The following is a 13,802-nucleotide window of genomic DNA, read 5'->3' as shown; positions in this document are numbered from 1 at the left end:
TCCCTAAGAACCCATCACGACATTGCGACACCTACATTTAGAAATCAACGTCAATGAATACCGAGTCAATACAAAGTTGATTGAGAGACTCGGTCTCAATAGCTGGTTAGTCTATTTGCCGCGTACTAGGTCGTAAAGGGGGAGAACTCTCATTAAATGTCAGAAACTGCGAAATAATGGTTGGTGGTGCTGCATTGGCTATGACGAGGGAGGAAGCCTAGCGCGCTACGCAAATGTCCCTAATGAGTAGTGGGTGATCGCCAAATTGTTCCTCCACACGCACTTGCGAAAGTCTGTCTTAGGCATTACGTCTGACTAGGCGGACCTACAAAACGGAACGTGGGGACATGAAAAAGTCCGCGGGCGAATGGCTTCGCTGCGGACTTGTTTGGCTTGGTGGGTGTTGCTGCGTGTGGGTTACTTCGATTGCAACTCGAAGTTGACGTTGCGGTTAGTGCCGGGGGTGACTTCGACGGTCAGTTCGGACTGTTCGTTGTACTTGGTGGGAATTGAGGAGCGGCGTTGTGGTTGCCCTTCCCCTTGGCTGGCAGCGGAGGAAATTCTGACGGTGTAGCTGCCAGGTGCGGTGCCCATTTGATTGGCCGTGTATTGCAACTGGTACTGGCCGTCGGCGTCGGTTGTGCCGATCGCGGGGCGATTGCCACTGCCGGGATCGAACGCAACGATCGCATCGGCAAGTGGCTTGCCATCCATCGTGACTTGGCCAGAGACGCTGGAGAAGTCTTGACCGGATTGGCAGCCGGCCGTCAGCAACAACACCGACAACAAAAGACACGAATAAAGAGGGAGCTGGCGCAACATGTTGAGTGCTCTCCGGGGTGATGATCAAGAATGAAAAAGGTCTCGAGGCTAAGTCGCTTGCCTCGAGACCTGATAGGTTTCGTCAGGCGACGGTTTAGTATTCGCCGAGAACTTCGCCGCCATCGATGGTGCCGAGTGCGGCTTGCGTGCGAAGGTTGATCGTCTCTGGCAGGAAGACAACACTTGCATCGCCACGCAGGAACTGAGCGCCGCCGGGGTGGTAGCTGCTGGGGTTGTAGTTGGTCGTTCCGTTGATGACGTAGTCGGTATCGTTGGAAGCACGTTCCATGCGAAGCCGAATCTGGAACTGAGCGATCGTGCTGTTGATCGCGGCGCTGGAGTCTTGGGTGTAGCCAACCCAAAGCGAACCGGCCGGGCCAGATCGTGGAGACGTTTGACGTTCGGCAACGATGATGGTGTTGCTCATGCCGTCGACGATGTCACGGAACTTGACTTTCGAGTTGTCGAAGAATGTGGCCTGACGATCGGTGCCGCCGTTGTCGTTGGTCGCGGTCGGGTTCGTGGGATTGTAATAAGCCGAGAAAACGCCGACGTAGTTCGACTTGGCGTAGCCAGCGGCGCGTTCGTTCAGACCGCCACCGACGTCCGAGGGGCAAACGTATGCTTGGACTTCGGTCTTGGCCAGCGGAGGGTTGCCGAGCGTGGTCATCTCGTCGATATTTTCCCAGTTCTCGTTCATTGCTCCCACTGTTTGAATCGCATCCAGCAATGCGGATTGTTCCAGGAACGGGAGAATCTGAACTTGCCAGCTGAGGTGGTTATTGGTCACCAACCCAGGCGGAAGTTTGCCGTAGGTATCGTGATAGTTATGCAGCGCAAGTCCAAGTTGCTTAATCTGATTACTGCACGACATCCGACGAGCTGCTTCGCGTGCTTGCTGCACGGCAGGAAGAAGAAGAGCGATCAATACGCCAATGATGGCGATGACCACTAAAAGCTCAACAAGCGTGAATGCTCGACTGCGGCGACGGGAAACTAGACCCATTAAGGCACTCCGGAAAGAAAAAGAGGTAACGTGAGAATAGATGACAGTAGATCCACAATAGTGGGTGAATCCGTGCTCCGTAGTTTATGAATAGTGACAAAGAAAGGAAAGAATGCTTAGAATGATTTCGCGCTATAAATGCGGGAATCCCTATGTATGCGGGGGTAATTCTAGTACTTTCGTGGTGAATGTATTGGAGTGTTTCTGGTTAATTTGGCTGGTGTAAGGATGTAAAAATGGGTTTACCAAAATCATTTAATCTATTCTCCGGGGAAGGCCATCATGCTGGATTCATGTTGCTTTCGCCTCGTTCGGCCAGCGAGGGAGACTGCGTCTTTATGCTGAGCCCCTTCTCTGCCGATGGAATCGACAGCCGCCTAGGTTTGGTCGTTTCCGAACTGAAAGTCGGTGGAGAGCACCGCTTTGAATTTGCCGAAGTCGAAGGAGGCTTTCAGATGACGTTGCAGCCGGACGGGTTTCCGGCGGTGAGATTTCAGTTCGACGAAGAGTATTCCGGAGAGATTTTCACGGAGTTCGATGGAAAAGAAGTCGGCATCGGCACCGCATCGCCGGCCAAGAAAAGCGATGCCTAGTCAGACTTTGCGGGGACATTGATTGTTGGCGTGTGCCGGATGGATACCAAACGCCAACGACGAGCTTCGAGCGTGCATGGACTGCTCGAAGCAGAAAGAGATCGTGGCGTGGTCTTGGGATGGCGAACGTCTGTCGAAGCAGCCGTTCTGGGAAACGCCGCTTTGACTAGGCCAGCGAACGTTTCAATGTCTCCATCGTTTCGCGTTGGCGTTTCTCTACAAACGCTTTGGCCTGATTGGCTTTCGCTTTTGCTTGCTCAGGGTTTTGAGCGAGGCTTAATACGGTCGGGGCAATTCGGCTTTGGTCTTTCGGAGAGTCGTGATCGAAGAGCCACTCGCCGAGGCCGATGTCTTCCCACATGAAGCCCTTGGTGGTCTGTTCTTCGAAGCGGCAGACGATTGCCGGCACGCCATGGCCGATGCACATAATGGGCGAATGCATTTCGTTGCCAAACAGTCCAGCGCTGCGAACATATACGCTCACCGCTTCGCCGGTCAGCCAATAGTCCGGCCGCCAAACAACGCGGTCTAGCACGTCGGCAGGAAGCTTGTCGTAGATCATCTCTTTGCCGACCGCCATTTGCGTGCGATCTTCCGGGCAAACGAGCACTTTCATGTCGGTGTTTTTGATCACTTCGACAATCGCGTCACGTAGCGGTGCGTGGTCATGCTCTTTCATTTCTTCGTTGCGAGCATGTTTCTTTTCGTCGAACTTGCGACCTTCTTTGATCGTCCAATATGGCGTATAGCGAAGTCGGGGAATGCAGCAAAGGAATTTGCCTTCTTCCAGGCCATGCTTAGCCAGGAACGCTTCGGCTAGTTCAGCGTCGCGTAGATCGCAGGCAAACGCACCATCGGGACCGAACTCCATGACAGGAGCTTTCGCGCCGAGGCTCTTGGCAAGTTCCAACGACTTGCCGTCGCGGAAGTAGACGAAGCTCGCGTTGTTCAGCACCTCAACCGATCGCTTCAACGCCGCTTCGCTTTGGGGGGAAGTGGAGGACGACTTCTTCATCGGGAAGGTGATCCCGTAGATGCCGTAAGGCTTGCCGGTTTCTTTTTGCCAGCGAATCAAGTCGTTCTGGGCGACGATCGACGCCCCGGAACCGTGCAGCAGGAAGTCGCATCCTTCGAAGGCTTGCTGCAGTTCAGGGCTTCCTTTTTTCGCGATCTTGAGACCAGGGAATTCGGCGAGAAGCAACTTGTCGACACCATTGTCGATGCTGGAAGGCCACAGCGTGACTTCCGCTTCCGGTAGATGCTGCTTAAGGATTCGCAGCACGCCAGGCGTGTGGGCAATGTCGCCGATGTTGACAGTTTGCCACGAAGAACGCAGCAAAATCTTCGGGGCCTGCTTGCCTTCTGCGGCCAAAGTCGACTTTAAAGTAAGGCCCACCGTGGCCAACGCAGACATGCTGAGAAAGGTTCGTCGCTTCATAAGATCTCGTCAACTCGCGCATAAATAGGCAGGGGATCATCGTTCGGCCAGCGGCCGTGGGGCCCTTGATTATAACTGCTCGTCGAGACCGTTTCACGATGCCCTGTTTCGGCTGCGCGTGACGATACATTTCGTCAAAGCAAGAATGAGTTAATCGGCAATTGATGTGGCGCGAAGCTCTTCGACATCACGCATCGGCGGCTTGCCAAAGTGCCGCTTGTATTCGCGACTGAAGTGAGACGCATCTTCGTAGCCCACTTGGAATCCGGCCTGGGCGGCGTCGAGGCCATTGTCGAGCATCAATCGACGAGCCTCTTGCAAACGAAGTTGCTTTTGGAATTGGATCGGCGTCATCGCGGTGACGGTTTTGAAGTGAACGTGAAAGCCCGAGACGCTCATGTTCAGGTCTCTGGCCAGGTCTTCAATCCGGATCGGTTGATCGAAGTTGGTGCGGATCGATTCGATCGCGCGAACCATCCGATGAGCATGTCCACCGAAGCGTGTCAGGTGCCGCATCCGTTCGCCTTGGGCGCCGGTCAGCAAGCGGTAAACAATCTCACGAGTCACCAGGGGCGAAAGGACTTCGAAGTCGTTTGGCTTGTCGATCAAGCGAACCAATCGCAGCACGGCGTCAAGCAGTTCGGCATCGAGTTGACTGACGTCGACCGCTTTGACGTTCCCCTCCCCTTTGGCAGGAACGTGACCCGATTCGACCACCACCGAAGTGATTACCGAAGGATCGAGTTGTAGTCGCAAGCTGAGGTAAGGTTCTTCCGGCGATGCTTCCACGATCTGAGCAACCAGCGGAACCCCCATCGTTGTGATCAGGTAGTTGGCCGGGTCGTAACGAAAACAGGCATCTCCCATCGTGACCGTTTTGCTGCCTTGGGCGATCAAGCAAAGCGATGGCTCGCAGACTGCGTGGTGCGGTTTGGAAGGGGCCGCCGCACGATAGAAGAACAAGCCAGGCTGAATCTGCTGGTTGCCATCTTGCTGCTGGTTCTCGGCAATGCGTGCAGAGAGTTCTTCCTGATCAGCCAACATGCGCGAGGAGGGTCGGTTTTCCGATGAAATGCTCATACCTCAAATTTAACGTCGATTGACCGATCGTTGACCAAAAAAATGGCGCGTCTGGAGAATTAGACAATGACCCTGAAGGATCGGCATACCGTACTGGGCGTTTGCAGCCTTAGTATTTTCTTCATCAGGCATTCAGCACCTCGAAAGACTTCAGTTCGCCTGGAATTTGATCCTATTGCTAGTCCATGGTGGGACGTGGGATGGGATCGCTTCCGTTTCCCATACGAACGCTCGACAGGAACCCTATCTTATGTATCAAACCAAAGCTTATGCGGCAGAAAGTGCGACATCCGTGCTAGATTCGGCTTCGATTCCGCGACGCGATCCGACCGATCGAGACGTGCAGATCGAGATTTTGTTCTGTGGTGTTTGCCATTCCGACTTGCACCAGGTCCGCGACGAATGGAACAGCGTGATGCCGACCGTCTATCCGGTGGTGCCGGGGCATGAAATCGTTGGCCGGGTAACGAAAGTTGGTTCGGCCGTCACCCACTTAAAGCCTGGCGACTTGGCCGCCGTCGGATGTATGGTCGATTCCGATGGGACTTGCCGCGAGTGCAATTCGGATCGCGAGAATCTTTGTCCGCATGGCGTGTTCACTTACAACTCGCCTGACAAGCATGGAACCGCCCCGGTCACCTATGGAGGTTACTCGGACAGTATTGTCGTCGACGAGCACTTCGCACTGCGCGTGCCAGATAATTTGGATCTTGCAGGGACCACTCCCCTGCTCTGTGCTGGGATTACGACCTATTCGCCGATCAAACGTTACGGCGTCGGTCCGGGGATGAAAGTTGGAATCGTGGGCCTGGGCGGCCTGGGGCACATGGGCGTGAAGTTTGCCCATGCATTTGGGGCTCATACGGTGGTCTTTTCCCGCTCGGAAAGCAAGAAGGAAGATGCCCTGCGACTAGGTGCCGACGAGGTGATTATCTCTCGTAACGAAGATGAAATGCAAAAGCATGCCGGCACGTTTGACTTTATTCTCGATACGGTCTCGGCCCCGCATGATATCAACGCGTACCTGGCGATGTTGGCAACCGACGGCAACTTGACGCTGGTCGGTGCGAGCGAGCAACCGATGGAGGTTTCTGCGTTTTCGCTGCTGTTTGGACGGCGTAGCCTGTCCGGGTCGATCATCGGTGGCATTGCCGAAACGCAGGAAATGCTTGACTTCTGCGGCGAAAAGAACATTACCGCCGATGTCGAAGTGATTCCGATCCAGAAGATCAACGAAGCTTACGAGCGTTTGCTGAAATCGGACGTGAAATATCGCTTCTGCATCGATATGGCATCGCTCAAGAATGAATAAATTGACCGAGTCAGCAAAACTTTGCCGGCTCGTGTGTGTTTCATTGGGTGGGGGAAGCTTTGCGCCGACTCGGCGCAAGGCAACCTCCTTTGGCACCAAAAATATCGTGAACGACAGAGAGATCACCCATGCATCGTTTTATTGTGACGTGCTTGACCGCTGGAGCGGCTTGTTTATTTCTCGCCGACAAATCGCAGGCCGCCGATTGGCCGCAATGGCAAGGATTGAAGCGTGACGCCGTTTCGCAAGAGACAGGGCTGATGAAGCAGTGGCCCAGCGGTGGTCCTAAATTGGCCTGGCGCGTCACCGAACTGGGTGGCGGGGACAGCACGCCATCGATTGCTGACGGTCGGATCTTCGGCATGAGCAATCGGGGCGAAGACGAAGTCGTTTGGGCATTATCCGAAAAGGATGGCAAAGAACTGTGGGTGGCCAAACTGGGACCAGCCTACGAGCAAGACATGCCGCAATCGAAAGAAGGACCTGGCTGCACGCCGACGATCGACGGCGACTTGCTGTTCGTCATGGGCATGGCAGGAAATGTCGCATGCTTGAAAGTCGACGATGGTTCGATCGTATGGCAACGCGATCTGAAGAGCGAGTTTGAAGGAACCATTCCACGCTGGAGTTATCGTGAGTCGCCGCTGATCGATGGTGACAAGATGATCGTTACCCCTGGCGGCAAGGAAGCAACGATCGTCGCGTTGGACAAGCGAACCGGGAAAACTTTGTGGCAAACCAAGACGAAAGAAGACGAGCCTGTTGCGGAACCGATGGCGGAAGAGGCCCGGGAAGAACGTCCTCGCGACGAAGGCCGCGGCCGAGGTCGTGGACGTCGTGGTTTCGGACGTGGCGGTCCTCGCCCTGACGCAGCATACGCTTCGGCGATCGCCATCGACTTTGGTGGACAGCGGCAATACGTTCAGTTGACGGCGAATGCCTTGGTCGGTGTTTCGGCGGAAGATGGCAAGCTGCTTTGGAAGTACGACCGACCAGCGAATCCAATGGGCATTAACTGCTCGACACCGATCTACCAAGATGGTTTGATCTTCGCCGCATCGGCCTACGGCAACGGAGGTGGGGCCGTGAAATTGAAGGAAACCGGCGACGGCAACATCGAAGCGGAAGAAGTTTATTTCACGTCGAACATGCAAAACCACCATGGCGGCATGATCGTTGTCGATGGCTGTTTGTATGGTGCCAACGGCGGCAACGGCGGCGGTTTCCTGGCATGCTTGGATTTCCAGACCGGCGATGTTCTTTGGCGAGAACGTAGCGCCCAAAAAGGTGGCCTGGCCATGGCCGACGGTTTGCTTTATCTGCGAACCGAAGATGGCACCGTTCTGTTGATCGAACCGAACAAGGAAGAATACGTTGAACGTGGCCGCTTCGATCAGCCAGATCGAACCGACAGCCCTGCTTGGGCTCACCCCGTGATCGCCAACGGCAAGCTGTACATTCGCGATCATGACTTGCTGTTGTGTTACGACGTTGCAGCTGAATAGCTGATGCATGGTGCCTGACTGAATGCTTCAGGCACCATTGTTGCGAGAAATGCGCATCTGGTATTCATTGGCAGAAAATTTGAAACCTTGATCCCCTGGCGGTGGTTTGACGAGATAAGTCTGACTACCTACGAAATCCGCTGCTGGGGGTTGCTGTGATTACTACTTTTCGATCGGCATATCGCGATGTCGCCATGGGACTGCTTGTTGCGTTGGTTTTGGGTGTCGGTTCGCTCAGCGCGGAGGAATACGATCCGCTTGCAACATCGCCACAATTTGTCACCAAAACATTCGCGCTGGAAGACTCGAAACGAAAGCGCGAGATTCCAGTTCGGTTCTATATTCCAAAGCAAGAAGACCCCTGCCCTGTGGTCCTCTTTAGCCATGGCTTGGGAGGCTCGCGAGACAACTGTGCTTATATTGGTAAGCACCTAGCCGGGCGAGGCTACGTTTCTGTTTTCGTTCAACATCCGGGAAGTGATATTTCCATCTGGCGCGGCTGGAGCGAAGCAGATCAGAAGGCGAGTATGCAGGCCGCCTCGAATCCCCAGAATTGGGTTCTGCGAATTGATGATATTCAAGCTGTTGTTGATGCGATTCCAAATTGGAACCGCCAGCCGGGCCATCCACTGGAGGGACGAATCGACTCGAAAAGAATTGGCATGTCAGGGCATTCCTTCGGAGCGCTGACCACGCTCGGCACTGTCGGGCAACAGTTTCCCGTAGTGCAGCGTTCCTTTGAAGTGCCGGAGGTGAAAGCTGGTATTTGTTACAGTCCTTCGGTCATGCGACAAGGAAACGAGCAACAGGCCTTTCGTAAAATTGATCGCCCGATGCTTTTGATGACTGGCACCAAGGACGATACGCCTCGCGGCAACACGGCCGAGTCTCGCCGGAAGGTTTATCCCGCGATGCCAACGACTATCGATCGGTACGAAGTTGTTCTCGATGGTGGAACGCACATGGCATATATCGAAAGCAACGTCCGGCTGGCTGGTATTCAAGATGGAGATCGGAATGCGAATCACCATCGTGTCATTCTGGGCCTAACGACCGCTTTCTGGGACACATATCTGCGCGAAGATGTTGACGCCAAAGCCTGGCTGCAAGGAACTGGTCCGCGAGAGATCATGGAAAAAGGAGATGCGTGGCAGTTCGCGTTAAGCAAATAACGCAACGAGACACCGACTTGGCAAAATCCTGGTAAGCGGAATCGGTATCGGTTCTAATCAATCGTGCCCGCTTATCCAGGAGGATGCACCATGCATTGCTGCTTGCCGATTCTCATCGCGCTGACACTGTCTGCCGAGCCTGTTCCCGATGCCGAGACTTGGCCTGGTACTCCGACTCCACTCAGTGTGCAAGACCAGGATCGAGCCGATTACATCATTAACACCATGATGGCAACGCTCGGTGAAATTCACTCAGGCAGCGTGCAAATGGAACAGGACGTTACGCCGCGAACCGAAAGCTATGCCCAGAAGAATTGGCTGATGTTCGACTACGATCATCAGCTTGAACGTTTCGATCAGCGGTCGGGACGAATGGCTCAGCGGATTCGTAACGAGCAAGAAGTGATCGTCCATTTGCCACGCGTCGTTTCGCCTCTCCTGGGGCCACCTCGTGTTTGCCCAGGCTATGTATCAAAAGATGCTCGGGAAAACGAATCCGATATTCCTGGTACCATGCCGCTCGATATCCGCACGGTGGGGATTGGTAATCTGGCTCATTTTCGAAACGATTGGACGTGGCCGAAATTTCAAGAGCAAATCGCCAATGATGGAAGCCTTTTCCCAGGCACGCTCAGCTTTCTCGATGAATCGGATCCGATGTTCACCGATCTAGTTTGGGTCGGGTCGATAAGCCGCAAACGTCCTACGAAAATTCTCTTGCGTTTGGATCGATCGCGAGATTACGTGCCGGTGCTCAATGTGATGTATGTCCAGCAAAAGGGACGCACGTTCCAGCCGGTTGGCATCAATTCGGCCGAGTGGGAACCGCGAAAGAAGATTTGGGTCCCTACCCGTTGGAGACTTACGTTAGAACCCGCCGGAATTGTGCACACGTTGAAGTTTCGATGGGATTCGGTCAACGAACCGATCGACCAACGTCACTTCACGCTCGACGATCTGGATTTGCCGGCGGGCACATCGGTGATTAACGCACGCATCAAGGACCGTGTTGTCGTGGAACGTGTCGTCGGCCGCTAAGTCTTGGTATGCCCCGTTTCCCAGAGCAGGCGATCGAAAGTGAGTGCTGCGACACTTTGCCGAGATTACGGGGTTAGATAGAGCGAATGGCTGCAATTTTGCAGTGCCATACTTTTCGCTTGTCTGTTCGACGGGGTGCCAACAGCGATGAAACTTTCGATTGGTATAATGCTGCTGTTGATGGCTCCCGCAGTCTTGTGGGCGGAGGAGGAATCGCCGCAGTTCTCCGCCGAAGAGATCGCATTCTTTAAAGAAAAAGTCGAGCCAATCTTAAGGCAAAAGTGTTATCGGTGTCATTCGACCGAGAAACAGCAAAAGGGAGATCTCTCGCTGAACCGACGTAAGGAGATTCTCGTGGGCGGTTACGTCGGCCCTGCCGCCGTGCCAGGCAAACCTGAGAAAAGTTATTTGCTGAAAACGGTCGTCGCGACGACCTACTCGAACGTTCCGCAAATGCCTCCTCGCGGTGGACGACTAGGAGAACGCGAAGTGGAAGTGCTTCGTGAGTGAATCGAGATAGGACTTCCGCATCGCGAGTAATCTGACTTCCTGCGATGCTCGCCATTGACTGCCGAGCGGCTCCCATTACGGTCGAAGGGAGTGTTTGTGCCGATTGGTCCGATGTTACCGGCGCTTGGTGCGCAAGCCCTCAAGTTTTTGTTGAGCGTGCTCGATTCTGGGCGGTACAATCGGGGAGTTGGGCACATTTCTATTGGGGAGGAAACATCATGACGGAAAAGAAGAAGCCAAGCGTAACATGGCTTTATGTAATGGGAATTTTGACGGCGCTGTTGGGATTGGTGGCAATCGGCTCGCCGGCCGTAGCGGGAACAGCCGTGGTTTACATTGTCGGCGGAATTATGCTGATCGTGGGTATCACGCAAGTCGTTGCAGGGCTGCAAGCCGAAGGACTTTCGCATAAGCTATTGCCCCTGATTCTGGGCACCGTGACCGCATTGGGCGGCATCGCAACTCTGGCTCATCCAGTGCTGGGGATGGAAATCTTGACGATGATTCTCGCGGCCTACTTTGTCGCAGAAGGCATCTGGAAAGTGGTCGCTTCGTTCAGCTTTCGACCTGCCCAAGGTTGGATCGCCGTGCTTTTTAGCGGCATCATTACCTGGGTATTGGGGGCGATGATCTGGGTTCAATGGCCCGCGTCCGGCATGTGGGCCATCGGTATCCTGGTGGGGGTCAACTTGCTGATGACGGGGATCGCGCTGATTTCCGTGGCAATGACCATCGGTCAGATCGTTGATAAAATCGAATCGGCAACCGCCAAGCCAGGCTCGAGCCCCGAAGACGCAGCCCCTGCTTCTTAGGTTGTCGCTGTTAATCCGAAAAACAAAACAGCCGCAGTCATCGAGGCATGACCGCGGCTGTTTGCATGTCGAGACATCGACATCGTTCAATCTGGCTGCGTTACCCTAGTTTGGTCATGGACTGGTCACGTTCGTCTACTTCCACATTGTCGGCGAAAGCAAACAACGCGTATTGATTCAGCTGAGCAAATTGCGCGGCATGGATCCAATCGAGCAACTTCGCGCCGATGGCCTCGGTGGTGACGATTTCCATACGGAGAAGTCCGGTCCCGTTATAGGGATCGCCGGTGACCGCATGCAGCCCTTGGCCGTTGACTTCCATGTAATGAAAGCAGCAAGCGCCGAGGCTTTGTACTTGCTCGAATACCAATTCTTTTAGCGAAGCGTCGAGCACAATCGTAACGCGCCGCGCGACTTTCGTGGTAATCATCTGAGGTTCCCTTGAGTTGTTGAGCGTGAACAAAGTTGGATGAACTGCGTTGGGCGTTACGCAATCGGCATCCACTCGATGATGACCTTGGCGATTTCGATATAGATCGGAATGCCAAGAGTCACGTTCCACGTAAATGTCAGTCCTAAGGATGCTGCAAGTGGCAAAGTTGGGCTCGCTTCGGGAATGGCAATTCGCTGCACGGCCGGCACCGCGATATAGGAAGCTGCTCCGCATAGCACAGCAAACAACGCATAAGTCCCTGTTTCAAACGCATGCCCTAAAGCCATGCTGTACGCATGCAATGCGACCATGCCCAGCGTTGCGAACAGCACCGGACCAAGGACTCCAAACAAGATGAATCCAAAGCCGGCTGTCTTCAAATCGCCTAGTCGCTGGCAAGCTGTGATCCCCATTTCCAGCAGGAATAAGCAAAGAGCCCCTTTGAACATCATCAGGAACAAGTTGTTGGGGCCTTCAACGACATGGGGATCGACTAGCGCCTGGCGACCACTGATAAAGCCGACAATGATTCCGCCAAAAAGCATGTAGAGACCTGGGTTGAAGAAGACTTCATGGAGGATCTTCAAGTTCAGTGCCCCGCCCTTCTGGCCAGCCGCGACTGCCGCGCCGACGCTCTTGGCCACCGGCTGTGGTCTTTCTGTATCGCGCGAGACAGCGGCAGGCTCTTCATAGGGATCGGCCGGAGCGAGCGCATCCCCGAGATACCCTTGTTCGCCTGGCATATTGCCAAGCTTGTCCATGCCGCTTCGACGCAGATTCGAGATGAGGAACAGACCCACAAGACAGCCAGGGATTTCCATGACGGCCAGCATGACCGGCATGTAGCTGTCGTGCAGAAGTCCCAGTGTCGCAAGAATACCCAAGCAGGTCACAAACGTCCCTGCCGAGTCTGATCCATAATAGGAACCGACGGTCACCGCATCGATCCGACGCATCGGAGTGAATGTCCGCAACAACCACGTCGCGGTCAATCCGATAACACCGTTCACGATGAACCCCACTGCGGCCAACCCGCCGGCAACCGCCAGTTCCGATGATGGCAATTCAGCCATCAACTCGCCACCATGCCAGCCGATCGCGACTAGCAGGTATATCGTGAGGCTCTGATAAAGAGCCTTGGGAAATTCAAAAGGGACTTTCAACAACGGGATGGCAAATCCCATGAAGAAAAACAGCAGCAGTGGCTGAAACAAGTTCGCCACGAAGTTGTGCGCAATCGAGCCGAAGATGCTCGAGGGTGCGGTGTCGTGATGAATCGACAAACGCAACTGACCGTGGGCCTCGGCCAAACGGATTTTCTCTAGCTGCCCGCCGTTGACGACCAGGCTTACCACACGCGTTGGAAAGACTTCGGGGTGCTCGTGTCCATGTTCGATAACGACAGGAGCATCCTCTGCTTCCTCCGGAGGTGGCGACTCCGTTTCCGTTCCTGGCACTTTATCAACGGAATGAATCAGCACTTTTTTCAGGATCGTTTCCGTGTGAGATCCATTTGCGGTCAGAGTCACCAAGGAGACGTCGACTGCTTCGCCGGGCTTGAATTCGTCGGGATGGGCCACCTCGACGATTGCTTTGAAAATACGACTGCCGATGGGACGCGTCTTAAGCTCTTCCCCCTTGGCCGGTTTAGTGCGATTGGTTTTATCTAGCGAGACGGCGTCAGCTTTGTTTTCTTTGGTCTGAAGCGACTGACCTACGATGATCGGCAGCGATGTGCTGCTGTCTTGTTGGCCCCACGCGATGGTTGTCATTGGTGGAGCGAACAGGCAGACTCCTGCGATAACTGTCGCAAGGAACCAGAATCTGAAAGGTGATGTCCTGAATCGTTCAGGCAAAAACGTTCGGCGCATAATTGACCTGTGTCGCGAAACTCGGGTTGGAGACAGCCATCGTGTCTAAGTCAAGCGACCAATAGACGTTGGCTGTTACTGCAGTGGGTAGGAGTCACGCGGACGATTAGAGTTCTCGTGGACGTCTAGCGCGAAATATAGGCGCATCGATCGCTGGAAGAGATTTCCAATCGTTACCGCGAAGCTAAGGACAACGGGGCATGCATGAAG

General features: G+C 54.3%; 13 protein-coding genes. 7 read left to right on the top strand and 6 right to left on the bottom strand.

Annotated features, from left to right (window positions below):
• Positions 1-417 precede the first annotated feature (417 nt).
• Complete coding sequence (locus LA756_RS08910; RefSeq protein ID WP_224439522.1) at positions 418-822, bottom strand: carboxypeptidase-like regulatory domain-containing protein; 405 nt, start codon at positions 820-822, stop codon at positions 418-420.
• A gap of 94 nt (positions 823-916) precedes the next feature.
• Positions 917-1,828: a DUF1559 domain-containing protein gene (locus tag LA756_RS08905; RefSeq protein WP_224439521.1), complete on the bottom strand. Its 912-nt coding sequence runs from the start codon at positions 1,826-1,828 to the stop codon at positions 917-919.
• A gap of 236 nt (positions 1,829-2,064) precedes the next feature.
• Between LA756_RS08905 and LA756_RS08900 the strand changes: the two genes are divergently transcribed.
• Positions 2,065-2,421 carry a hypothetical protein gene (locus tag LA756_RS08900; RefSeq protein ID WP_224439520.1) on the top strand — a complete coding sequence of 119 codons (357 nt, stop codon included), beginning with the start codon at positions 2,065-2,067 and terminating at the stop codon, positions 2,419-2,421.
• 166 nt (positions 2,422-2,587) lie between these two features.
• Here the strand turns inward: LA756_RS08900 and LA756_RS08895 are convergent, their stop codons facing one another.
• Entirely contained in the window at positions 2,588-3,835 is a 1,248-nt protein-coding gene (locus LA756_RS08895) for a polysaccharide pyruvyl transferase family protein (RefSeq protein WP_315858362.1), read from the bottom strand.
• Between the two features lie 174 nt (positions 3,836-4,009).
• Positions 4,010-4,939 (bottom strand): AraC family transcriptional regulator, encoded by a 930-nt coding sequence (locus tag LA756_RS08890; RefSeq protein WP_224439518.1) that lies wholly within the window; start codon positions 4,937-4,939, stop codon positions 4,010-4,012.
• A 250-nt stretch (positions 4,940-5,189) separates the two neighbouring features.
• On the opposite strand from LA756_RS08890, the gene LA756_RS08885 reads away from it, so the two are divergent.
• The 6 genes from LA756_RS08885 (at position 5,190) to LA756_RS08860 (ending at position 11,288) form a co-directional block, all read left to right on the top strand.
• Positions 5,190-6,251: an NAD(P)-dependent alcohol dehydrogenase gene (locus LA756_RS08885; protein ID WP_224439517.1), complete on the top strand. Its 1,062-nt coding sequence runs from the start codon at positions 5,190-5,192 to the stop codon at positions 6,249-6,251.
• A gap of 128 nt (positions 6,252-6,379) precedes the next feature.
• Positions 6,380-7,756, top strand: coding sequence for a PQQ-binding-like beta-propeller repeat protein (locus tag LA756_RS08880; RefSeq protein WP_224439516.1), 1,377 nt, complete (start codon positions 6,380-6,382; stop codon positions 7,754-7,756).
• A 155-nt stretch (positions 7,757-7,911) separates the two neighbouring features.
• Positions 7,912-8,928, top strand: a complete 1,017-nt coding sequence (locus LA756_RS08875; RefSeq protein ID WP_224439515.1) for a CocE/NonD family hydrolase — start codon at positions 7,912-7,914, stop codon at positions 8,926-8,928.
• A gap of 90 nt (positions 8,929-9,018) precedes the next feature.
• On the top strand, positions 9,019-9,966 hold the full coding sequence (locus LA756_RS08870; RefSeq protein WP_224439514.1) for a hypothetical protein: 948 nt from the start codon (positions 9,019-9,021) through the stop codon (positions 9,964-9,966).
• 147 nt (positions 9,967-10,113) lie between these two features.
• Entirely contained in the window at positions 10,114-10,476 is a 363-nt protein-coding gene (locus LA756_RS08865) for a c-type cytochrome domain-containing protein (protein ID WP_224439513.1), read from the top strand.
• Between the two features lie 218 nt (positions 10,477-10,694).
• Positions 10,695-11,288, top strand: a complete 594-nt coding sequence (locus LA756_RS08860; protein WP_224439512.1) for an HdeD family acid-resistance protein — start codon at positions 10,695-10,697, stop codon at positions 11,286-11,288.
• A gap of 100 nt (positions 11,289-11,388) precedes the next feature.
• Here the strand turns inward: LA756_RS08860 and LA756_RS08855 are convergent, their stop codons facing one another.
• Positions 11,389-11,718: a hypothetical protein gene (locus LA756_RS08855; RefSeq protein WP_224439511.1), complete on the bottom strand. Its 330-nt coding sequence runs from the start codon at positions 11,716-11,718 to the stop codon at positions 11,389-11,391.
• A gap of 56 nt (positions 11,719-11,774) precedes the next feature.
• Entirely contained in the window at positions 11,775-13,493 is a 1,719-nt protein-coding gene (locus LA756_RS08850; protein WP_224439510.1) for a sodium-dependent bicarbonate transport family permease, read from the bottom strand.
• Between the last annotated feature and the right edge of the window lie 309 nt (positions 13,494-13,802).

Origin of the sequence: Bremerella sp. TYQ1 (assembly GCF_020150455.1) — a bacterium.
Taxonomy (GTDB): domain Bacteria; phylum Planctomycetota; class Planctomycetia; order Pirellulales; family Pirellulaceae; genus Bremerella; species Bremerella volcania_A.
Note: the sequence above shows the minus strand (reverse complement) of the source record. Positions and strands in the feature narration are given on the sequence as shown.

What these genes read in the sequence shown, in the direction of transcription:
- LA756_RS08890 (WP_224439518.1), bottom strand. Translation starts at nt 4,939, where the DNA reads ATGAGCATTTCATCGGAAAACCGACCCTCCTCGCGCATGTTGGCTGAT.
- LA756_RS08880 (WP_224439516.1), top strand. Translation starts at nt 6,380, where the DNA reads ATGCATCGTTTTATTGTGACGTGCTTGACCGCTGGAGCGGCTTGTTTA.
- LA756_RS08865 (WP_224439513.1), top strand. Translation starts at nt 10,114, where the DNA reads ATGAAACTTTCGATTGGTATAATGCTGCTGTTGATGGCTCCCGCAGTC.
- LA756_RS08885 (WP_224439517.1), top strand. Translation starts at nt 5,190, where the DNA reads ATGTATCAAACCAAAGCTTATGCGGCAGAAAGTGCGACATCCGTGCTA.
- LA756_RS08905 (WP_224439521.1), bottom strand. Translation starts at nt 1,828, where the DNA reads ATGGGTCTAGTTTCCCGTCGCCGCAGTCGAGCATTCACGCTTGTTGAG.
- LA756_RS08900 (WP_224439520.1), top strand. Translation starts at nt 2,065, where the DNA reads ATGGGTTTACCAAAATCATTTAATCTATTCTCCGGGGAAGGCCATCAT.
- LA756_RS08870 (WP_224439514.1), top strand. Translation starts at nt 9,019, where the DNA reads ATGCATTGCTGCTTGCCGATTCTCATCGCGCTGACACTGTCTGCCGAG.
- LA756_RS08895 (WP_315858362.1), bottom strand. Translation starts at nt 3,835, where the DNA reads ATGTCTGCGTTGGCCACGGTGGGCCTTACTTTAAAGTCGACTTTGGCC.
- LA756_RS08855 (WP_224439511.1), bottom strand. Translation starts at nt 11,718, where the DNA reads ATGATTACCACGAAAGTCGCGCGGCGCGTTACGATTGTGCTCGACGCT.
- LA756_RS08910 (WP_224439522.1), bottom strand. Translation starts at nt 822, where the DNA reads ATGTTGCGCCAGCTCCCTCTTTATTCGTGTCTTTTGTTGTCGGTGTTG.
- LA756_RS08860 (WP_224439512.1), top strand. Translation starts at nt 10,695, where the DNA reads ATGACGGAAAAGAAGAAGCCAAGCGTAACATGGCTTTATGTAATGGGA.
- LA756_RS08850 (WP_224439510.1), bottom strand. Translation starts at nt 13,493, where the DNA reads ATGACAACCATCGCGTGGGGCCAACAAGACAGCAGCACATCGCTGCCG.